Below are 22,055 nucleotides of genomic sequence, written 5' to 3' on the forward strand. Positions count from 1 at the left end.
CAATGCAAGATCTTCACCTTGCCAAGCACCCGGTCATCCTCAACCTTTCAATGGAGCAGCGCAGATCAGCTGTTCACGCCGGTGCCGTGGTCTACCCTTAAGCCTTCACCGGTGGCTCCTGGCTCGGCGGGTCGCCCACTGTCGGCGGCACGGTCGGCTTGATCGGCAGCTCGTCCGGGTCTTCTTCCGGTACGGGTGGCGGCAAGCTCGGGTCGTCGATATTGGGATCGGGTGTCTCCGGTGGAATGGGAATGTTCATGGCCTGACCTCGCGTGGGTGGGTGAAGAGGTGCTGTAGGCTCTGACCGCTGGCAGCTGCCGTTCGCTCAATTATTTTGAACCCCCCGCCTGTGCCCGGCTCTGAACCCTTACCGCCACCAGCCTGAGGGAGCAAGGTCGATGTCACGAAACGAGCCCTTTGAAAGCGTGCCCATGGCGAACGATCACCCGGACCAGGCCATTAGCCTGGCCCAGGCGCTGTTGGCGCCACGCATCGTGATCGAAGACACCCAACCCGTGCTCGACGCCGGCAGCTTCGCCGCCAAGGCCGTCAGCGGCCAGCCTGTGGCCGTCAGCACCAAGGCCTACAGCGACGGCCACGACCGCCTGGCGGTGATGCTCAACTGGCGCCAGGCCCACAGCCGGCGCTGGCATTGCGTGCCGATGCAGTCGGCGGGCAACGACCTGTGGCAGGCCGAATTCACCCCCACCGAGCTGGGCCCGCACCGGTTCAGTATCGAGGCCTGGATCGACCCGTTTGCCACCTATTGCCACGATCTGGAGAAGAAGTACCACGCCGGCGTCGAGGTAAAACTGGAACTGGAAGAAGGCCGCTTGATGCTGGGCAAAGGCATCGAGCTGTGCAGCGGCGCCCTGCGCGAGGCGCTCGAGGCTGTGCAGAGCCGCCTGGCCACGCTCAGTACCGATGATCAGGTGGCCGTGTTTCTCGACCCGACCACCGCCCGCCTCATGGGTGAAGCCGAACACCGTAGCTACCTGACCCGCAGTCCTGATTTCCCCCTTGATGTCGACCGCCCGGCCGCATTGTTCGCCAGCTGGTACGAGCTGTTCCCGCGCTCGATTACCGACGACCCGCAGCGTCACGGCACCTTCAACGACGTGCACGAACGGCTGCCGATGATCCGCGACATGGGCTTCGACGTCCTGTACTTCCCGCCCATCCACCCCATCGGCATGCAGCATCGCAAGGGCCGCAACAACGCCCTCAAGGCCGAGCCGGGCGACCCGGGTAGCCCGTATGCCATTGGCAGCCCGGAGGGCGGCCACGAGGCGATTCACCCGCAACTGGGCAGCCGCGATGACTTCCGTCGACTGGTGGCTGCGGCGGCGGAACACGGCCTGGAAATCGCCCTCGATTTCGCCATCCAGTGCTCTCAGGACCACCCCTGGCTCAAGGAGCACCCGGGCTGGTTCAGCTGGCGCCCGGACGGCACCATCCGCTACGCCGAAAACCCGCCGAAAAAGTACCAGGACATCGTCAACGTCGATTTCTATGCGCCAGAGGCCGTGCCTTCGCTGTGGCTCGCCCTGCGCGATGTGGTGGTCGGCTGGGTCGAGGAGGGCGTCAAGACCTTCCGTGTCGACAACCCGCACACCAAGCCGTTGCCGTTCTGGCAATGGCTGATCGCCAATGTGCGCAGCCAGCACCCCGACGTCATCTTCCTCGCCGAAGCCTTTACCAAGCCGGCGATGATGGCGCGCCTGGGCAAGGTCGGCTACGCACAGAGCTATACCTATTTCACCTGGCGCAACCACAAGCAGGAGCTGCGCGAATATTTCGAGCAGCTCAATCAGCCGCCGTGGAGCCAGTGCTACCGGCCCAACTTCTTCGTCAATACACCGGACATCAACCCGTTTTTCCTGCACACCTCAGGCCGCGCAGGTTTCCTGATCCGTGCCGCGCTGGCGACCATGGGCTCAGGCTTGTGGGGCATGTATTCGGGCTTCGAGCTGTGCGAGGGCACGCCGTTGCCGGGCAAGGAGGAGTACCTGGATTCGGAGAAGTACGAAATCCGCCCACGCGATTTCACCCAGCCCGGCAACATCATCGCCGAGATCGCCCAGCTCAACCGTATTCGCCGGCAGAACCGCGCCTTGCAAACCCACCTGGGCGTGGCCTTCTTCAATTGCTGGAACGACAACATCCTGTACTTCGCCAAGCGTACGCCCGAGCGGGACAACTACATCCTGGTGGCCGTCAGCCTCGACCCGCACAACGCCCAGGAGGCGCACTTCGAGTTGCCCCTGTGGGAGTTGGGGCTGGACGACAACGCCGAAACCCAGGGTGAAGACCTGATGAACGGCCACCGCTGGTCGTGGTACGGCAAGACCCAATGGATGCGCATAGAGCCCTGGCACCTGCCGTTCGGCATCTGGCGCATCGAAAAAGCCCGTTAACAAGGTTCAGACTGTGCCCCCCCCCCCCGTAGGAGCGGGTTTATCCGCGAACACCGGCGAAGCCGGTGCCATGCACCTCGGCACCGCGGTGTCATCTTCGCGGGTAAACCCGCTCCTACGGGGGATCGAGCAAGCTCGGATGTCTGTGCATGCAATTGAAAGGAGTCGCACATGGCCAAGCGTTCCCGCCCGGCAGCCTTCATCGACGACCCGCTGTGGTACAAGGACGCCGTCATCTACCAGCTGCACATCAAGTCGTTCTTCGACTCGAACAATGACGGCATCGGCGATTTCGCCGGGCTGATCAGCAAGCTCGACTATATCGCCGAGCTGGGTGTCAACACCTTGTGGCTGCTGCCGTTCTATCCCTCGCCACGCCGTGACGACGGCTACGACATCGCCGAATACAAGGCCGTGCACCCTGACTACGGCAGCATGGCCGACGCCCGCCGTTTCATCGCCGAGGCCCACAAGCGCGGCCTGCGGGTGATCACCGAGCTGGTCATCAACCACACCAGCGACCAGCACCCGTGGTTCCAGCGCGCCCGCCACGCCAAGCGCGGCAGCAAGGCGCGCGAGTTCTACGTGTGGTCGGACGACGACCAGAAGTACGACGGCACGCGCATCATCTTCCTCGACACCGAGAAGTCCAACTGGACCTGGGACCCGGTCGCCGGCCAGTACTTCTGGCACCGGTTCTACTCCCACCAGCCGGACCTCAACTTCGACAACCCGCAGGTGCTCAAGGCGGTGATCGGCGTCATGCGCTTCTGGCTGGACCTGGGTGTAGATGGCTTGCGGCTGGACGCGATCCCTTACCTGATCGAGCGCGACGGCACCAACAACGAAAACCTCGCCGAAACCCACGATGTGCTCAAGGCGATCCGCGCCGAGATCGACGCCAACTACCCCGATCGCATGCTGCTGGCCGAAGCCAACCAGTGGCCTGAAGACACGCGCCCGTACTTCGGCGAAGGCGACGGCGACGAATGCCATATGGCTTTCCACTTTCCGTTGATGCCGCGCATGTACATGGCCTTGGCCATGGAAGACCGCTTCCCTATCACCGACATCCTGCGCCAGACCCCGGAAATCCCGGCCAACTGCCAGTGGGCGATCTTTTTGCGCAACCATGATGAACTGACCCTGGAAATGGTCACCGACCGCGAGCGCGACTACCTGTGGAACTACTACGCCGAAGACCGCCGCGCGCGCATCAACCTGGGCATTCGCCGGCGCCTGGCGCCCCTGCTGCAGCGTGACCGTCGGCGCATAGAGCTGCTGACCAGCCTGCTGTTGTCGATGCCCGGCACGCCAACCCTGTATTACGGCGACGAACTAGGCATGGGCGACAATATCTATCTGGGTGACCGCGATGGCGTTCGCACACCCATGCAGTGGTCGCCAGACCGCAACGGCGGTTTTTCCCGCGCCGACCCGCAGCGCCTGGTGCTGCCGCCGATCATGGACCCGCTCTACGGTTACCAGACTGTCAACGTCGAGGCGCAAAGCCACGACCCGCATTCACTGCTGAACTGGACCCGGCGCATGCTGGCGGTGCGCAAGCAGCAAAAGGCCTTTGGCCGCGGCAGCCTGCGTACCCTCACGCCCAGCAACCGCCGCATCCTTGCCTATATCCGCGAGTATACCGACGCCGACGGCAATACCGAGGTCATCCTCTGCGTGGCCAACGTGTCCCGTGCCGCCCAGGCTGCCGAACTCGAATTGTCACAATACGCCGACAAAGTACCGGTGGAGATGCTGGGTGGCAGCGCGTTCCCGCCAATAGGCCAACTGCCGTTTCTGCTGACCTTGCCACCTTATGCGTTCTACTGGTTCCTGCTGGCCAGCCGCGATCGCATGCCCAGCTGGCACATCCAGCCCACCGAGGGGTTACCCGAATTGACCACATTGGTACTGCGCAAGCGCATGGAAGAACTGCTGCAAGCCCCCGCAAGCGATACGCTGCAAAGCACCATCCTGCCGCAGTACCTGCCCAAGCGCCGCTGGTTCGCCGGCAAGGAAGGGCCGATCGATGCCGTGCGCCTGTGCTACGGCGTGCGTTTCGGCACCGCCACCACGCCGGTGTTGCTCAGCGAAATCGAGGTGCTCAGCGACGGCACGGCCACCCGCTACCAGCTGCCGTTCGGCCTGCTGCGTGAGGAACAGATCCATACCGCGCTGCCGCAGCAGCTGGCGTTGTCGCGGGTGCGCCGTGCCCACCAGGTTGGCTTGATCACAGACGCCTTCGTCCTCGAGCCGTTCATTCACGCCGTGATGCAAGCCTGCCAGGATGGCCTGCGTCTGCCGTGTGGCGACGCTGAGGGTGAATTGCGCTTCGAATGCACAGAACAGCTGGCCGGCCTGGCGCTCGACGAGGAGAGCGAAGTGCGCTACCTCAGCGCCGAGCAGTCCAACAGTTCGGTGGTCATCGGCGACCGCGTGGTGCTCAAGCTGATCCGCCGGGTCAACCCGGGCATCCATCCAGAGCTGGAAATGAGTGCCTACCTGACCGCCGCCGGCTTTGCCAACATCTCGCCGCTGCTGGCCTGGGTCAGCCGGGTGGACGAACAACACGCGCCGCACCTGCTGATGATTGCCCAGGGTTACCTGAGCAACCAGGGCGATGCCTGGGGTTGGACCCAGAACACGCTGGAAAGGGCCATCCGCGACCAGATGGAGCCCACCCGCAACGACGCCGAAGCGCACACTGACGCATTGGCCGAACTCAGCGGCTTTGCCGCCTTGCTTGGCCAGCGCCTGGGCGAGATGCACCTGCTGCTGGCCGCACCCACCGAAGACCCGGCCTTCCAGCCGCGCCCCAGCGATGCGCAGGACAGCGAGCGCTGGTGTGCACAGATCAGCACTGAACTGACCCACGCCCTCGACCTGCTGGCCCAGCATCGCGACACACTGGACAGCGATAGCCAGTCCTTGGTCGACGACCTGCAGCAACAGCGTGACGGCCTGGCCCAGCACATCGACACCCTGAGCAAGCAGGCTCAGGGTGGCCTGCTTATGCGTGTACACGGCGACCTGCACCTGGGCCAGGTGCTCGTGGTGCAGGGTGATGCCTACCTCATCGATTTTGAAGGTGAACCCGCCCGGCCCCTTGAAGAGCGCCGGGCAAAACACAGCCCTTACAAGGATGTCAGCGGCGTGCTGCGATCCTTCGACTATGCTGCTGCGATGATCTTGCGCAGCGCGTCTGCGGTGGACCTTTCCGAGCCGGCGCGGCAAGCCCGGCAGCGGGTTGCCCGGCAGTACCTGCACCAGTCCCGGCATGCCTTTGTCGAAGCCTATGGCCTGGCCACTGCCGCCATGCCCCATGCCTGGCAGCACGCCGAGGGCGAGCGCGCGGCGCTGGAGCTGTTCTGCCTGGAAAAAGCCGCCTACGAGATTACATACGAAGCCGAAAACCGTCCGAGCTGGCTGGCCGTGCCTTTGCATGGTCTGCATGGACTGATCAGTACCTGGGGAGAGTCAGAATGAACGTTACAACGCGTGAAAACGGTGGCCTTCGGCAACGGGACCTCGACGCCCTGGCCCGCGCCGAACACGCCGATCCTTTTGCGGTACTCGGCCCCCACGGCGACGGCGCAGGCGGGCAGGTGGTCCGCGCCTTTCTGCCCAATGCCCTGAAAGTGCGCATTCAGGCCCGGGATGACGGGCGGGTGCTTGCCGAAATGGAGCAGGGCAGCCTGCCCGGGTTGTTCAGCGCGCACCTCGATAAGGCACAGCCCTATCAGCTTCACATCGTCTGGGCCGGTGGCGAGCAAGTTACCGAAGACCCCTACAGCTTCGGCCCGCAATTGGGAGACATGGACCTTCACTTGTTCGCGGAAGGCAATCACCGCGATTTGTCCGGGCGCTTCGGTGCCCAGCCGACTCAGGTCGATGGCATCGACGGCGTGTGTTTCTCGGTCTGGGCGCCGAATGCCCGGCGAGTGTCGGTGGTGGGTGATTTCAACAACTGGGATGGTCGCCGTCACCCCATGCGCCTGCGCCACGGTGCGGGGGTGTGGGAGCTGTTCATTCCGCGTCTGGGCGTGGGCGAAACCTACAAGTTCGAAGTACTCGGCAAGGACGGCATACTGCCGCTGAAGGCCGACCCGCTGGCCCGTGCCACCGAGCTGCCGCCGAGCACGGCATCCAAGGTAGCCGGTGAACTCAGCCACGCCTGGCAGGACCATGACTGGATGGCGCAACGCGCCCAGCGCCATGCCTACAACGCGCCGTTGTCGATCTACGAGCTGCACCCAGGATCATGGCGCTGCGAGCTGGACGAAGCGGGGGAAATCGGGCGTTTCTACAATTGGCGGGAACTGGCCGAGCGGCTGGTGCCCTATGTGCAGGAGCTGGGCTTTACCCACATCGAACTGCTGCCGATCATGGAGCACCCGTTCGGCGGCTCCTGGGGCTATCAACCACTGTCGATGTTCGCACCCACCTCGCGCTACGGCAGTGCCGAAGATTTCGCCGCGTTCATCGACGCCTGCCACCAAGGGGGTATCGGTGTGCTGCTGGACTGGGTGCCGGCGCATTTCCCCACTGACGAACACGGCCTGGCGCGCTTCGACGGCACGGCCCTGTACGAATACGACAACCCACTGGAAGGCTACCACCAGGACTGGAACACGCTGATCTACAACCTCGGCCGCAATGAAGTGCGCGGCTTCATGATGGCCTCGGCGCTGCACTGGTTGAAGCATTTCCACATCGACGGCCTGCGCGTCGATGCGGTGGCCTCGATGCTGTACCGCGACTACTCGCGCAAGGCCGGCGAATGGGTACCCAACCGCCACGGCGGGCGTGAGAACCTGGAGGCCATCGACTTCATCCGCCACCTCAACGGCGTGGCTGCCCACGAGGCCCCGGGTGCGCTGATCATCGCCGAGGAGTCCACCGCCTGGCCTGGGGTCAGCCAACCTACCCAACAGGGCGGCCTGGGTTTTGCCTACAAGTGGAACATGGGCTGGATGCACGACACCCTGCACTACATCCAGAACGACCCGGTGCACCGCACCTACCACCACAACGAGATGAGCTTCGGGCTGATCTATGCCTATTCCGAGCACTTCATCCTGCCCATTTCCCATGATGAGGTGGTGCACGGCAAGCATTCGCTGATCGACAAGATGCCCGGCGACCGCTGGCAGAAGTTCGCCAACCTGCGTGCCTACCTCACCTTCATGTGGGCACACCCGGGCAAGAAGCTGCTGTTCATGGGCTGCGAGTTCGGCCAGTGGCGTGAGTGGAACCACGACGCCGAACTGGACTGGTACCTGCTGCAGTATCCCGAGCACCAGGGCGTGCAGCGCCTGGTGGGCGACCTCAACCGCCTGTACCGCGAAGAGCCGGCGTTGCACGAGCAGGATTGCCAGCCGCAGGGTTTCCAGTGGTTGATCGGTGACGACGCGCAGAACAGCGTGTACGCCTGGCTGCGCTGGAGCAGCAGCGGCGAGCCGGTGCTGGTGGTGGCCAACTTCACCCCGGTACCCCGTGAGGGTTACCGCATTGGCGTGCCGTTCGGCGAGCGTTGGCAGGAGCTTCTGAACAGTGATGCCGAGCTGTATGCCGGGTCGAATGTCGGCAATCTCGGGGCGGTGGCCAGTGACGAAGTGGCCAGCCACGGGCAGCCATTATCGCTGGCCCTGAACCTGCCGCCGTTGGGGGTGTTGATCATGAAGCCCGCCTGATCGGTTGGCTGTACTGGCCCTTTCGCGGGAGACCCGTTCCTACGCAGGCACCGCACCCGGCGGTGACCCGTGTAGGAGCGGGTTTACCCGCGAAGGGGCCGGCCCTGCCTACCACCGCATCCGCACCCCAAGGCTGCCAATCAACCCGTTCAGGTCATTGTCATCCACATCACTGCTGTAATCGGCGCTGACGAACAACGCCACCGAAGGCGTCACCCGCGCCACCAGCCCCAATCCCAACTCCACTGTGGTCGAATAGCGCGAGCTGGAGATCTTGTCGACCTGGTCCAGCTTCACCTCATCGGCATTGCTGAAGTCATACCACACGTTGGTACGCACATAGGGTTCGATGGGCATGCCGCGCACTTCGTAGCGCCCGGACAACTTGGCACCGACCCGGCCGCTCCAGCTCGGCTGGCTGTCGAAGGCTTGCAAGGTCTCTTCCTGCACCTGGTTGCCAGGGAAGAATTGCTGGTTGATCAACTGTGCCTGGGGCTCGATGACCCAGTTGCCCCCCAGGCGGATCGGGTAACCGCCCTCTACCGAGAAGGTCATTGCGTGGCCACTGTCGTCCAGGCGCTGGCCGTTTTCGCCACGGCCCATCACGTCGATCCGCGAGCCCATGGCTACGGCATCCAGGTGCCAACCCTGTTCATGGGTCATGCTCCAGTACACCCCCAGGCTTTCCCCGCTCAAGTTCACCGCTTTGCGCTGCTTGTCGCCCAGCAGAGGGCGCGCGCCTCTGAAGCTGCTTTGCAGGTTGTTGTGCCCCACGAAAATCCCTGCGCGGTGCACATCGCCCGCTGCAGTTTCACGCACGAACAGGTCCGGGCCGATCATCAGTTGCTGGCTGGGCGCCTCCAGCTGTGCCGGGGGCAGCGCGCGGCCACGCGCACTGGTGGGGAAGAACTGCGCCCACTGACTGGCAATCAGGTCCGGTGCCGGCTGCTGGTGGCGTTCGCTCATCTGCTGCGAAAACGCATTGAGGGTGCCGAGACTCAACCCACTGGCACTGAGCGGGTCGAGCGACAGTTGCGCCGCCACGGGTTGCTGCAGAAAGCCGGGGGAGGTGGGGTCACCCTGCAGTTCGTACGCGATCGTTTCCACCGGGGTTGCCAGAAGCAGCGACGTGGAAACCGCGTAGAAAATGCTGTCGAAGCGCAAGGGGTTCGAGGTGCTTTTCATGGCGGATCTCCTTTGTTTTTGTGGTGCAGCCCGAGAACCTGGCCTGTTGTCACGAGCTGTACGGCAAAAACAGTGGGCGACCCAAACCAGCACGCCAGTTATCGCAAACGCGCACGAAGGCGCGAGCTAGAGGCCCGGCGCAAGTTTTTTACAGCTTGGTACTGTTCAGCTAAGGAGAGGTCGCGGCTTGCGTCAAGAAAGCGTGAAGGAAGTGTTGAGGGTGCGTCGTAACGCTCAACCTGTTGTTTTATAGGTAAAAACAGCAGGGTATAGCGGGGATCGCTATTTGCCGTGCCGTGGCTATGAAGAATGATTGCTAAAGTCGCACTTCAACGGCCAGCGGCAGGTGATCTGACAGGTGCGACCAAGGTTTGTGCCCCAGAATCCGCGGCCCATGGCTTTCGGCGTTACGCAGGTATATGCGGTCCAGGCGTAGCAGCGGCAGGCGGGCCGGGTAGGTGCGCGCGAGGTGGCCGTGGTGGCGCTCGAAGGCTTCGTGCAAGTCGCGTTGCAGGCCAAGGGTGCGGTTGCCATGGCTTTTCCAGTCGTTGAAGTCGCCGGCGATGATCACCGGGGCGTTGGCCGGCAGGGCGTCCAGCAGTTTACGCAGCAACTGCAGCTGCTTTTGCCGGTGGCTTTCCAGCAACGACAGGTGCACGCAGACCGCATGCACCTGGCCTTGCCCCGGCACCTCCAGCACACAGTGCAACAGGCCGCGGCGTTCGGGGCCGGTGATCGACACGTCCAGGTTGCGGTGCTCGATGATCGGGTATTTGGACAGCAACGCATTGCCGTGGTGGCCGTCAGGGTAGACCGCGTTGCGGCCATAGGCAAAGTCGCTCCACATGCTGTCGGCGAGGAATTCGTACTGCGAGGTCTGCGGCCAGCCGGGGTAGCGCGCGGCGTGGCGATCGTGGCTGCCGAGCACTTCCTGAAGGAAGACAATGTCGGCCTGTGTACTGCGCACCGCCTCGCGCAGCTCCGGCAAGATAAAGCGCCGGTTGAAGGCGGTGAAGCCCTTGTGGGTATTCACCGTCAGTACCCGCAGGCGTTTCACGGCCGGGGCCTGGCTGACGCTGGCGAAACCATTACTGCCGGCTTCGAGGCTCACGATTCCTCCTGAAGTTAACCCTGCCTCACTGTCGCCGCCAAACCCTGTGGGGGCCGGTACACCGTTCCCACCGGGTTTGGCGTGGCGATCACAACGTAGGACCTGCCTGGGCTATCACCGTTCACTCCTCGTCGTACTGCAACACCATCAGCAGCATCGACCGACCCTTCACCTCGAACGTACTATCGAATTGCAGGTGCTGCCCCTTGCGCAACTCCGGCCGGTCGGTATCGACCAGGCAGCTCCAGTAATCGCCTTCGGGCACGGCCGGTAGCTTGAATGGCACGATGTCATGGTGGGCATTGACGATCAGCAACACGGTGGCCTCGGCACCTGGCCGGGCGATACCGCTGACCTGCGCCCGGCCATCTATCAGCATGCCCAGGCAACGCCCGTGTGGGTCTTCCCATTGCTCAACGCTCATCTCGCTGCCATCGGGTGCCAGCCAGGTCACGTCCTTGACCCCAATTGCCTCATTGTAGTCACCCACCAGAAAGCGCGAGCGGCGCAGCACCGGGTAGGCCAGGCGCAGGCGCGTCAGGCGCTTGACGAAGGCCAGCAGCTCTTGGCCTTCCTCGTCCAGGTCCCAGTTCACCCAGCCGATCTCGCTGTCCTGGCAGTAAGCGTTGTTGTTGCCGTGCTGGGTGCGGCTGAACTCGTCGCCGGCAACGATCATTGGCGTGCCCTGGGCCAGCAGCAAGGTGGCGAAGTAGTTGCGCATCTGGCGCATGCGCAGGGCATTGATCGCCGGGTCGTCGGTCGGCCCTTCGACGCCGCAGTTCCACGACAGGTTGTTGTCGGTGCCGTCCTGGTTGTTTTCGTCGTTGTCTTCGTTGTGCTTGTGGTTGTAGGACACCAGGTCGCGCAGGGTGAAACCGTCGTGGGCGGTGATGAAGTTGACCGAGGAATAGGGCCGGCGCCCGCGGTTGTTGAACATGTCGCCCGAGGCGGTCAAGCGCGCGGCAAAATCGGCCAGCTGGCCTTCGTCGCCTTTCCAGAAGGCGCGTGCGGTATCGCGGAAGCGGTCGTTCCATTCCGCCCAGCCCGGGGCGAAGTTGCCCACCTGGTAGCCGCCGGGGCCGCAATCCCACGGTTCGGCAATCAGCTTGACCTGGCTCAGCATCGGGTCCTGGCGGCAGGCGACCAGGAAGCCATGACGCTCGCTGTAGCCATCGTGGTAACGGCCAAGGATGGTCGCCAGGTCGAAGCGAAAACCGTCCACGTGCATTTCGCCGGCCCAGTAGCGAAGCGAGTCGGTGACCAACTGCAGCACGCAGGGGTGGCTCAGGTCCAGGGTGTTGCCGGTGCCGGAGTCGTTGATGTAGTAGCGCTTGTCGTCCGGCATCAGGCGGTAGTACGAGGCGTTGTCGATGCCGCGCATCGACAGGGTCGGGCCGCGCTCGTTGCCTTCGGCGGTGTGGTTGTAGACCACGTCCAGGATCACCTCAAGCCCCGCGTCGTGCAGGTGCGCGACCATCTCCTTGAACTCGGCGATCTTGCCGCTGGCCAGGTAGCGCGGGTGCGGGGCGAAAAAGGCGATGCTGTTGTAGCCCCAGTAGTTGTTCAGGCCCTTGTCCAGCAGGTGCTGGTCGTTGACGAAGGCGTGAATCGGCAACAGCTCGATGCTCGACACACCAAGGTCCTTGATGTGTTTGAGCAACTCGTCGTTGGCCAGGCCGGCGAAGGTGCCGCGCAGTTCTTCAGGCACAGCCGGGTGGCGCATGCTGATGCCGCGGGCATGCGCTTCATAGATGATCGTGCGCTCCCATGGGATCTGCACGCGCTGGTCGCGGCCCCAGGTGAACGCCGGGTCGATAACCTTGCATTTGGGCACGAAAGGCGCGCTGTCGCGCTCGTCGAACGACAGGTCACCATCGGGGTGGCCGATGGTGTAGCCGAACAGTGCCTCGGACCATTTCAGGCTGCCGACCAGTTGCTTGGCATACGGGTCGATCAGCAGTTTGTTGGGGTTGAAGCGGTGGCCGTTTTCCGGCTCGTAGGGGCCATACACCCGGTAGCCATAGACCAGGCCGGGGTGAGCGTCCGAGAGGTAGCCATGGTAGATCTCATCGGTGTATTCGGGCAGCTCTATGCGCTCGAGTTCCTGCTCGCCGGTGGAGTCGAACAGGCACAGCTCGACCTTGGTGGCGTTGGCCGAGAAGAGAGCGAAGTTGACCCCAAGGCCATCCCAGGTGGCGCCGAGGGGGAAGGGCATGCCTTCGCGAATGCGCGATGGTGCGACCGAGCGGGTTTTCTTTGGGGTGCGGGGGCTCATGACGATCCTCGAGTGGCCGTGATGGAAGGGGAATTGTGCTGTCCTGCATTGGCCACTTCGCGGGTAAACCCGCTCCTACATGCGCCTGTGATGAACCTGTAGGAGCGGGTTTACCCGCGAAGAGGCCCGGACAGGCTTAACCGGCAGTAGGCTTTTTCACCGCCCGGGGCTTTTTCACCGCAGTGGGTTTAACCCCCGGCAGGGCAGCCGCCTTGGGTTCGGCAGGCGCCTTCGGCTTGGCCGCTGCCTTCTTGCGCGGGGCTGCCTTGGGCGCCAGCGCTTCGGCCTCGGCCAGCTTGCGGGCCATTTCCCAGTGGCGTTCTTCTTCCCCTACGGGCTTACCTTCGGATTCCCAGATCTGGTAGGCAAATTCGCGAATACGCTTTTCATCGACACTCATCATGACGCTCCTGATGCTCAAGATTGTTGTATCAACACGTTGACCGGAAATTCCGCCAGCACGGCGCTCAACGGCAACTCCTTTGAAGAGCTGACCGCCGCACAGGCGAAAAGTCCCGTCGAGTTGGCAGGTGACAAGGCAAACGGCAATACCAGCCGGGTGTCGTCCCAGTTCTGCGCCGGGATCAACGGTGTAGCGGCACCTCCGAGCAGGCTGCTGGCCAGGCGCGGGGCGACGACGATGGCGTGCTCGCCTTCCCCCAGGCGAGCAAAGGCAATGACCTTGTCAGCGTGCCGGCCCTGTACGGTCAGTGGCAGGTAGGCACCGCGGCGGAACAGCTCGGCATGGGCCTGGCGGCAGTCCAGCACGCGGGCGATCAAGGCCTGTTTGACACGGCCGTCGCGCCAGTGCGCCAGCAGCTCGGCGGCCGGCGTGGCATCGTCCAGCGTGCGACGCCTCGAAGCGTAGTCCACGGCGCGGCGGTTGTCCGGGTCGACCAGGCTGAAGTCCCAGTATTCGTTACCCTGGTACAGGTCGGGCACACCGGGTGTGGTCATGCGCAACAGGGCCTGGACCAGGCCATTGAGAGCGCCGGGGCAGGCCAGCAGCTGCGCCGCGTCGGCCAGCGACTTGCGCAGTTGCTGGTTCTCGCTGTCCAGCAGCAGGCCGTCGAGGTAATGAGCGCAGGCGCCTTCGTAGGCCTCGTTCGGCGCGCTCCAGCTACTGCGCAGCTTGGCCTCGCGCAGGGCCTTCTGCTGCCACTGGCGAACACGCTCGGCGTATTGACGCAGGGCATTGTCGTCGTTCAGGTCGAGGTCCAAGGGCCAACTGCCGAGCAGGGTCTGCAGCAGCATCAACTCGTCGCCGGGGCTGGGTGCCAGCCCGTCGTCCAACTGCGCGCGCAGGGGGGCGGCCAGCTCACGCCAATGCTCTACCCGGCTGGCCAGCCACGTGCCGCGCTCGCTGAGTACGGCCAGGCGTGCACGCGTGTCTTCGCCGCGCTTGTGGTCGTGGGTGGCGGTGGTCAGCAGGTTGTCGGGGAAATCGCGCAGGCGCCGCTGGGCCTCGTTGTGGAAATGCATGGGGGGGGCGCTGAAGCGCTCGGCCTCGAAACCCACGTCGTTACGCGACAGCAGCCGCGCGCTGCGGTAGAAGGCGGTGTCTTCCACGGCTTTGGCGGCGCTGGGCGCAGTCAGTTGCTGGAAGCGCACGCAGGCGTGGCGCAGTTGCTTGCGGGCGCGCCCCGGTGGCAGATGCCGCCAGGCTTGCCCGCCCAGCCACCGTTCAAGTTGGTCCAGTAGCGGCCAGTCAGCTTCGGCAAGGTCTTGCCGGGCATTGGTCAGGGCCTGCTGGAAGAACGTTTCGTCCTGCGCCGGGCGCCCGCAGGCATTGAAGTAGGTTCGGTAAACCGGGTAATGCGCCACCAACGCCTGCAAGGCCCGGCGAATCGCGCCCAGGGTCAGGTCACGGGTCATCAGGTCGTTGCGCGCCACCTGCAACAGTGCCTGGGCCACCGACTCGCAGTCACCGGCCAGGCTGGCGTTGAGCACCAGGTGACGGGCCTGGCGCACTTCTTCAGGGAAGTCCGGGCGCTCGCTGACGTTGCTCCACAGTTCGCTCAGCGGCGCTTCGCCGGCCGGATCATGCTGCAGCAGCGACACCTGGTTCATGAACTCGTAGCCGGTGGTGCCGTCGGTAAGCCAGTCGCGGTGCAGGTGCTCGTCGGCACCCAGGATCTTTTCCACGTACAGAGGGAAGTGCTCCAGCCCTGCATTCAGCGGCCGCCGCGCCAGCAGGCTATCAACCCTTCGGCGCAGTTTGCGGCAGTAGCCACGCGGGTCTGCAAGGCCGTCGATATGGTCGATGCGCAGGCCGTCCACCAGGCCGCGTTCGATCAGTTCGAACAGCTTGGCATGGGTGGCTTCGAACACCACGGCGCGCTCCACGCGCAGGCCGCCCAGCTCGTTGATGTCGAAGAAGCGCCGCCAGTTGATGTCGTCGGCAGCGGTACGCCAGCTGGCCAGGCGGTAGGTCTGGCGTTCCAGCAGCAGGTGCAGGCGCTTGAAACCGGCCTCGCTGCGGCTGTCGAAGGCCACCAGGGCCGATTCGAGGTCGGCACCTTCTCGCACCAGGCGGGCCAGTTCGGCTTGGAGCGGCAGGCTATCGGCCAGCGGGGTGGCCGAGTCGCCCAATGCCGTGAAGCGCTCGGCCAGCACCTTGAGTGCAGGTTCCGGGCTGAGCGCGAGAATCCAGCCGTAATCGACCGGGCAGATCGGGAAACGATGCGCGTAATGGGCCACTTGCAGCAGCCCCTGCTGTTTGTCGAACTGCAGTGGTATCTCGCCATTCCTGAGCGCCACGCCGTAGTCGCTGCCGAGGAACGGCAACAGCAGTTGCCCGGCCAGCAGTGGGTCGCTGGAGTGCCACTGGATGTCGAAGAACTCTGCATACGGACTGCGCCGTCCCCAGGCCAGCAGGCTTTGCCACCAGGGGTTGTCGGCACCGCCTACGGCCATGTGGTTGGACACCGTGTCGAGGATCAGCCCCATGCCATGCTGGCGCAGGGCGGCAACCAGGCGCTCCAGCGCGGCCTCGCCGCCCAGCTCCGGGTTGACGCAGGTAGGATCGACCACGTCGTAGCCATGGCGCGAGCCCGCGCGGGCCTTGAGGATGGGCGAGGCATACAGGTGGCTGATGCCCAGCTGGGCGAAATACGGCACCAGCGGTACAGCGTGGTCGAGGGTGAAGTCGCTGTGGAATTGCAGGCGCAGGGTCGCGGTCAGTGGCTTCATCGGTCACGCTCCCACGCCTGTTCGCGGGCCTGGGCCAGCAGCTCCAGGCGCCGTGCGGCATCCTCGTCGTCGAGTAGTTCGCGTACTGGGCGGGAAAAGCGCCGCCGCCAGTTGGGATGGCCATTGGTGGTGCCCGGCAGGTTGGGTTGCTCGTCGCAGCCCAGCAGGTCTTCCAGCGGTACCAGCACCAGCGGCGCACGGGTATGGCCAACGAAGCGGATGGCCGCATCGATCAGCGCGTCGTTGTCCTTCAGTTCGCCGTAGTTGGCCTCCAGGATGCGGCGCAGGCCTTCGCGTTCTTTCTGACGCTCGTGTCGCCAGTGCAATTCGGTAGCGGCGTCGATCAGTTGCAAACGGTGTCTCCAGTCGATGTCGCGGTTTGCCAGCCAGCCGGCCAGTGGCGCCAGGTCGTGGGTGCCGGTTGTGGCCAGGGCATTGTCCGGCCAGTCGAGAATGGGCTTGAACTGGCCCGGCTGGGTCTGCTCGAACGGCAGCACGCGCATGCCCAGCACCGCTTTCTCGGCCAGCTTTTCGCGCAGGCTGTCGGGCACGGTGCCCAGGTCTTCACCCAGGATGATCGCCTGGTGACGCACCGACTCCAGCGCCAGCAGGCGCAACAGGTCGTCTAGCGGGTAGTCGAGGTAGGCGCCCTCGCTGGGTTTGGCCCCCTGCGGGATCAGCCATAGCCGGCGCAGGCCCATCACATGGTCGATGCGCAGGCCGCCAGCGTGGGCGAGGTTGGCCCGCAGCATCTCGATGAAGGCGCGATAGCCATTGCGCTTGAGGCCGTCGGGCGAGAAGGCGCAAATGCCCCAATCCTGCCCTACGTGGTTGAGGATGTCGGGCGGCGCACCCACGCTCAGGCCGGCCAGCAGTTCGTCCTGGCGGCTCCAGGCCTGGCTGCCGGCACCATCGGCGCCCACCGCCAGGTCGGCGATCAGGCCCACGGCCATGCCGTTGCTGCGGGCCGCTTCGTGGGCACGTTGCAGGCCACGTTCAGTCAGCCACTGGCAGAAGGCGCGGAACTCGACCTTGGCCGGGTAGGCATTGGCTAAAGCCTCCACTTCCGGGTGGTAGGGGTCATGCCAGGCTTTGGGCCAGTTGCGCCAGTCGGCCCCGAGGCCGTGCTCCACCGCCTGGGCCTGCAGAACCTCGAAGCGGCAGTGGTGCTCCAGGGTCTGGCCGCCGGCTTCGCGGAAGCTGTCAAAATCTGTGCGTAGCGGGTGGTCGCCGTGGCTGAAGCCTTGGTAAAGCGCTTCAAGCAAACGCAGCCGGGCGCTGGCGGCGCGTGGCCAGTCGACCAGAGGGCGCTGCTCCAGCTCTTCGAGTTGTTGCTCCAGCCCGCAGGCTTCGATGGCCATGCGCACTTCCCGTTCACCCAGCAGGGCCGCGGGGCTGGTATACAGGGTGTTGAGCAGCAGGCGACTGGAAGGTGAGTAGGGGCTGTAGTGTTCCTGGTCGATGGCCGACAGGGCGTGAATCGGGCTGATAGCCAAGGCATCGGCGCCGCGCTCGGCGGCCGAGCGGGCCAACTGCTCCAGCGCCAGGCAGTCGCCGAAGCCCCCATCGCCGGGGCGGCGCAGGCTGTACAGCTGCACTGCCAGGCCCCAGCAGCGTGGTGGCGGCTGTTGCACCTTTTCTTCCAGGCTGTGACAGCGTGTTGGCGCCACTGCCACGGTGAAGCGGCGGCTGTCGATTTCCACCTGGTGATAGCCGATGGGCAGCTCGCCGGGCAGGCGCGCCTGGTCATCGAGGCTGAGGGTGACAGAGGTGTGATCTTCCAGGGTGCAGTGGGCCACGCTGGCGGCACTGAAGTAGCGCGACAGCGCTAACGGCTGGCCTACGTCGGCGGTCAGCAAGGGCGGCAGGTGTTCGCTGTCTTCGGCGGTTTCCACCGCACGCAGGCTGGCGGCAACGGCCGCGTCATCGCCGGCCGGGTGGCCAAGGCCTTCGAGGATGTTGCGCAGCACGTCGTCGCTGACACGCTGGGGCCTGGCATTGGCGTCGATCCAGTCGCGGCTCAGCCCGACGCTGGATGCCAGACGGTGCAGGGCGGTTTCGCTCATGGGTGCTCCTGGGCAGGGGGAAGCAGGCTGACCACACAGCTGTAGGCAGCCAGGTGGGTATCCGGGTGGCGGGTGTCGCTGCTGTCGAACAGCCGTGTGGATGGCGCGGGCAGTTCGACCGCCTGCGGGGTGTCGGCCAGGTTCAGGTCGATGCGCAGAGTGTTGCCGTTGCCCAGCTGCCAGCGCGCGGTCAGCGCTTTGTCAGCGTGCACCTCGGCGCCCAGCGCACGGCTGCCGGGCAAGTGCGGGATGATGTGGCGGCGGCGCAGGTCGAGCAGTTGCTGGTAAAGGCCGTGCCAGCCGGCGATCACCGCCTTGTTCTGCGGGCGTGAAGAGGCGAATGTCTGTTCGGCGTTGGGGTCGGGAATGTGCTCACGCTGCTTGGGGTCGGCGAACGCGGCGAAGTGGGCGAACTCGCCACGACGGCCTTCGCGTACCGCGTCGGCCAGCGCGTCATGGAAGTCGGTAAAAAACAGGAACGGCTGGCAACTGCCGGCTTCGTCGCCCATGAAAAGCAGCGGAACCATGGGGGCCAGCAGCAACAGGCCGGTGGCTGCACGCAGGGCTGGCGCGGGGCATAGGCGGGTCAGGCGCTCACCCAGCGCGCGGTTGCCGATCTGGTCGTGGTTCTGCAGGAACAACACGAAGGCGCTGGGCGGCAAATGCCCGCTGGGTTCGCCGCGTGGTTTGCCGTGCCGGTTGGCCTGGCCCTGGAACACGAAACCTTCGCCAAGGCACCGTGCCAGTTGGTCGATGGGGCGATGCTGGTAGTCGGCATAGTAACCTTCGGTTTCACCGGTCAGCAGCACGTGCAGGGCATTGTGGCCGTCATCGTTCCACTGGGCGTCGTAACCCTGTTCCAGCAGGCCCGCCTGGTTGTGCTCGTTCTCCAGCACCAGCCACACGTGCCGGCCCGGTTCTACGGCGGCGCGTACCCGTTGGGCCAACTCGATCAGGAAGTCGGGCTGGTCGATGGCATGCACCGCATCCAGGCGCAGGCCGTCGCAGCGGTAGTCGCACAGCCACATCAGGGCATTCTGGATAAAGTACTCGCGCACCTGCGGGCGGCGAAAATCGATGGCCGCGCCCCAAGGTGTCTGCCGGTCCTCGCGGAAGAAAGGGCTGGCGTACTGGTGCAGGTAATTGCCGTCAGGTCCGAAGTGGTTGTACACCACATCGACCAGCACCATCAGCCCGTGGCCGTGGGCCTGGTCCACCAGTGCGCACAGCTGCTCGGGGCTGCCGTAGGTGTTCTGTGGGGCGTAAGGGAGTACGCCGTCGTAGCCCCAATTGCGTTCGCCGGGGAACTGCCCCAGCGGCATCAGCTCGATCGCGCTGATACCCAGTTCGGCCAGGCGCGGCAGTTGCCGGGCAACCCCGGCGTAACCCCCGAGCAGGCCGACATGCACCTCCTGGATCACGGCCTCATGCCAAGGCCGGCCTTGCCACGGGTGTTGCCAGGCGTAACCGGCCACATCCACTACCTGGCTTGGCCCGTGTACGCCGTCGGGCTGGTAGCGCGAGGCCGGGTCGGCCACCTGCAGCTCCCCGTCGATGCGGTAGTGGTAACGGTCACCGGCCTGGCATGGCGCCACGCCGCTGTACCAACCCTCATCATCCGGCAGCAGTTCGATGGCCGGCTGCTGCTCCACTTCCACGCTCACGCTGCGCGCATCCGGCGCCCAGAGGGCGAAGCGCGCCGACGTGGCGTCCAGCAAGTGTGCGCCATGTCTGTGCATCTTCCGACCCCCGCTCAGTAATGGCTCAGTTGTGTCTGCTTGACCAGGTCCTCGTACAGGCGGGCATAGGGTTCAACCGCCTGGCACCAGTTGAACGGCTGGGTCATCGACAGGCAGCGCATGGCGTTCAGCAGGTCCTTCTTGCCGTAAACATAGAAGGCGCGGCTGAGTGCCTCGCGGTAGCTCTCGACGGTGGACTCGTTGAACAGGAAGCCCGTCACGCCGCACTCGATGGTGTCGGCCAGGCCACCGGTATTACGTGCTACCGGCAGCGAGCCGAAGCGTTGCGCGTACATCTGGCTGAGGCCGCACGGCTCGTAGCGCGACGGCATCAGCAGGAAATCGCTGCCGGCGAACATGCGCCGGGCATCGGTTTCATTGAAGCCGATACGCACACCGATGCGGCCTGGGTGGCGCAGCGCCAGCTCGCGCATGGCCTGTTCCTCTTCCGGCTCGCCGCGGCCGATGATCGCGATCTGCCCGCCTTGCTCGACGATGTAGTCGGCCACGCCCAGGGTCAGGTCCAGGCCCTTTTGATAGACCAGCCGTGACACCACGGCGAACAGCGGGCCTTCGGAATCGTCCAGGCCGAACAGCTCGCGCACCTCCTGGGTGTTACGCGCTTTGCCCTCCCAGTCATTGATGCTGAAGTTGTGTTGCAGGTGCTTGTCGGTAGCCGAGTCCCAGCTTTCGTCGATGCCGTTGGGGATGCCACCGAGCAGGCCTTGCTGGGCCTTGCTGGCGAGGAAACCGTCCAGGCCGCAGCCAAATTCAGGGGTGGTGATTTCCCGGGCATAGGTGGCGCTGACTGTGGTGATGTGGCTGGAGTAGGCCAGGCCGGCCTTGAGGAACGACAGCTTGCCGTAGAATTCCATGCCTTCTTGCTGCATGGCATGTTCGGGTATTGCCAGCTCCGGGCTGCAGCCGCGGCTGTACACACCTTGGTACGCCAGGTTGTGGATGGTGAACAGCGTGGGCGTATTCAGGCCACGCCAGTGCATGTAGGCCGGGGCCAGGCCGGCCGGCCAGTCATGCGCGTGCACCACTTCCGGCGTCCAGTGGATCTTGCCTTCGCCGGCCGCGATTTCGGCGGCAGCCAGGCCCAGGCGGGCGAAGCGGATGTGGTTGTCGGGCCAGTCGCGGCCATTGTTGGCACCATAGGGTGTGCCGTCGCGCTGGTACAGTTCTGGGCAGATCAACACATAGATGACCAGGCCGTCGGCCATGTCCATGCGCCCGATCTTGCAGGGCGGCAGGGCCGCATGGCCGCCCAGTTCACCCACGATATGTATAGGGTTGTCGCTTTCCATCACCTGGCGGTAGCCGGGGATGAGGACCCGCACATCGTGCAGGTGCGCCAGGGCACGGGGCAGGGCAGCGGACACGTCACCCAGGCCACCGGTTTTCACCAGGTCGGCGATTTCCGAGGTCACGAACAGAATCTTGCGCTTGTTCGGGTTGTGCTGGCGCTGGGCGCCGGGTGCCTTGCCTGTCGTGGCGAAATCCGGGGTGAGCGGCTCGCGGTTATCCGGTTTGAAAGCGTCTACGTGAGGCTCGACAGCGGCACTGATCATACTTCTCTCCGTCCCTATGCTTGGTCGGGTGCTGGCACCCGTGGCGATGTTTCGTGCTGGTTCTCTCTGCTTGCTGAATGCTGCGTAGTGCGTTCCATGCCCCTGTGTCGTGCGCGCACGCACGGCGCGATCGGCGTTCCGGCCGAAAGCGATTGGGCTGTTGGGTTGGTGGCCGTGGCTGGGAAGTCCCTTTGCGTTTGGCCTACTTAGTTCCTGACCTGCCCGCTTTCCGTAAAGTTCGACTTTTTTTCGTCACTCTTCCATTGAGCAAATGGCGGGCCGAAACCTGAGTGTAGGAGAGAAAAAGATAAAAAGGTGACCCACTGGTCACCATTGTGATGCCGCGGAATAGACGCAAACGTTGGCGTATTGAAGCGGAGGTGAACGTAGGGCGCGCGAGAGGGTGAGGGGCGAACGGCATTGCCCCATGCATGACAGTTGCGCACTGTTTTGGTGCGTATTCGTACCGCCAAATGGGGCTGGCTGGTGCATGTCCGGATGTGCCCAATCCTATATCGGTGCGACACCCTGCACAGGGGCGAGTATCCAAGCGGTTCAAAAAGTTTGGCTCGAATAATTATCTGAGTTACAGGGTCGGCAGTCAGGCAAACGGATCGTATGATAAAAAGTTGTAAGTTCATGCTGTAGGAAATTGCCTGCGGAATCTCCATTTATATTAAACCCATCGTTCCTGTCTTGTCATGGTGATACGGTTTAAGTTGCTCTTCAATCCACTGCCTCATCCTGATCGCCGTCATGGGGTGAAGCCCGCAATGCCAAGCATCTAGCGGGCTTGA

12 protein-coding genes are annotated in these 22,055 nt (G+C 64.3%); 3 read left to right on the plus strand and 9 right to left on the minus strand.

The window, feature by feature from the left end:
• Positions 1-97: 97 nt before the first annotated feature.
• The gene (locus LU682_RS09755) at positions 98-259 is read right to left on the minus strand and encodes a hypothetical protein (RefSeq protein ID WP_003251307.1); all 162 of its coding nucleotides are present in this window, start codon (positions 257-259) and stop codon (positions 98-100) included.
• Between the two features lie 139 nt (positions 260-398).
• Between LU682_RS09755 and LU682_RS09760 the strand changes: the two genes are divergently transcribed.
• The 3 genes from LU682_RS09760 (at position 399) to glgB (ending at position 8,116) form a co-directional block, all read left to right on the plus strand.
• Positions 399-2,417: an alpha-1,4-glucan--maltose-1-phosphate maltosyltransferase gene (locus LU682_RS09760; RefSeq protein WP_049588255.1), complete on the plus strand. Its 2,019-nt coding sequence runs from the start codon at positions 399-401 to the stop codon at positions 2,415-2,417.
• A 171-nt stretch (positions 2,418-2,588) separates the two neighbouring features.
• Entirely contained in the window at positions 2,589-5,909 is a 3,321-nt protein-coding gene (treS, locus tag LU682_RS09765; RefSeq protein WP_010954853.1) for a maltose alpha-D-glucosyltransferase, read from the plus strand.
• Entirely contained in the window at positions 5,906-8,116 is a 2,211-nt protein-coding gene (gene glgB, locus LU682_RS09770) for a 1,4-alpha-glucan branching protein GlgB (protein ID WP_010954852.1), read from the plus strand. Before treS ends, glgB begins: the two co-directional genes overlap by 4 nt.
• Before the next feature lie 108 nt (positions 8,117-8,224).
• Here the strand turns inward: glgB and LU682_RS09775 are convergent, their stop codons facing one another.
• The 8 genes from LU682_RS09775 to glgA form a co-directional block, all read right to left on the minus strand.
• Positions 8,225-9,301 (minus strand): autotransporter domain-containing protein, encoded by a 1,077-nt coding sequence (locus LU682_RS09775; RefSeq protein ID WP_049588257.1) that lies wholly within the window; start codon positions 9,299-9,301, stop codon positions 8,225-8,227.
• A 316-nt stretch (positions 9,302-9,617) separates the two neighbouring features.
• Positions 9,618-10,412 (minus strand): endonuclease/exonuclease/phosphatase family protein, encoded by a 795-nt coding sequence (locus tag LU682_RS09780; protein ID WP_003251297.1) that lies wholly within the window; start codon positions 10,410-10,412, stop codon positions 9,618-9,620.
• A 121-nt stretch (positions 10,413-10,533) separates the two neighbouring features.
• On the minus strand, positions 10,534-12,687 hold the full coding sequence (glgX, locus tag LU682_RS09785; protein WP_060489074.1) for a glycogen debranching protein GlgX: 2,154 nt from the start codon (positions 12,685-12,687) through the stop codon (positions 10,534-10,536).
• A gap of 136 nt (positions 12,688-12,823) precedes the next feature.
• Positions 12,824-13,090 (minus strand): DUF2934 domain-containing protein, encoded by a 267-nt coding sequence (locus tag LU682_RS09790; RefSeq protein WP_049588259.1) that lies wholly within the window; start codon positions 13,088-13,090, stop codon positions 12,824-12,826.
• A gap of 14 nt (positions 13,091-13,104) precedes the next feature.
• Complete coding sequence (locus LU682_RS09795; RefSeq protein WP_010954848.1) at positions 13,105-15,879, minus strand: malto-oligosyltrehalose synthase; 2,775 nt, start codon at positions 15,877-15,879, stop codon at positions 13,105-13,107.
• A complete protein-coding gene (gene malQ, locus LU682_RS09800; RefSeq protein WP_010954847.1) occupies positions 15,876-17,945 on the minus strand; it encodes a 4-alpha-glucanotransferase in 2,070 nt (689 codons plus the stop codon). The genes LU682_RS09795 and malQ overlap by 4 nt, the downstream gene beginning before the upstream one ends.
• Complete coding sequence (gene treZ / locus LU682_RS09805) at positions 17,942-19,684, minus strand: malto-oligosyltrehalose trehalohydrolase (protein ID WP_010954846.1); 1,743 nt, start codon at positions 19,682-19,684, stop codon at positions 17,942-17,944. Before treZ ends, malQ begins: the two co-directional genes overlap by 4 nt.
• A 14-nt stretch (positions 19,685-19,698) precedes the next feature.
• Entirely contained in the window at positions 19,699-21,258 is a 1,560-nt protein-coding gene (gene glgA, locus LU682_RS09810) for a glycogen synthase GlgA (protein WP_010954845.1), read from the minus strand.
• Positions 21,259-22,055 lie beyond the last annotated feature (797 nt).

The sequence above is a fragment of the Pseudomonas alloputida genome (genome assembly GCF_021283545.2).
Lineage (GTDB): Bacteria > Pseudomonadota > Gammaproteobacteria > Pseudomonadales > Pseudomonadaceae > Aquipseudomonas > Aquipseudomonas alloputida.

Excerpts from the sequence above, each read along its gene's own strand:
- treZ (WP_010954846.1), bottom strand. The coding sequence starts at position 19,684 with ATGCACAGACATGGCGCACACTTGCTGGACGCCACGTCGGCGCGCTTC.
- LU682_RS09760 (WP_049588255.1), top strand. The coding sequence starts at position 399 with ATGTCACGAAACGAGCCCTTTGAAAGCGTGCCCATGGCGAACGATCAC.
- glgX (WP_060489074.1), bottom strand. The coding sequence starts at position 12,687 with ATGAGCCCCCGCACCCCAAAGAAAACCCGCTCGGTCGCACCATCGCGC.
- malQ (WP_010954847.1), bottom strand. The coding sequence starts at position 17,945 with ATGAGCGAAACCGCCCTGCACCGTCTGGCATCCAGCGTCGGGCTGAGC.
- LU682_RS09795 (WP_010954848.1), bottom strand. The coding sequence starts at position 15,879 with ATGAAGCCACTGACCGCGACCCTGCGCCTGCAATTCCACAGCGACTTC.
- treS (WP_010954853.1), top strand. The coding sequence starts at position 2,589 with ATGGCCAAGCGTTCCCGCCCGGCAGCCTTCATCGACGACCCGCTGTGG.
- LU682_RS09775 (WP_049588257.1), bottom strand. The coding sequence starts at position 9,301 with ATGAAAAGCACCTCGAACCCCTTGCGCTTCGACAGCATTTTCTACGCG.
- glgB (WP_010954852.1), top strand. The coding sequence starts at position 5,906 with ATGAACGTTACAACGCGTGAAAACGGTGGCCTTCGGCAACGGGACCTC.
- LU682_RS09790 (WP_049588259.1), bottom strand. The coding sequence starts at position 13,090 with ATGATGAGTGTCGATGAAAAGCGTATTCGCGAATTTGCCTACCAGATC.
- glgA (WP_010954845.1), bottom strand. The coding sequence starts at position 21,258 with ATGATCAGTGCCGCTGTCGAGCCTCACGTAGACGCTTTCAAACCGGAT.
- LU682_RS09755 (WP_003251307.1), bottom strand. The coding sequence starts at position 259 with ATGAACATTCCCATTCCACCGGAGACACCCGATCCCAATATCGACGAC.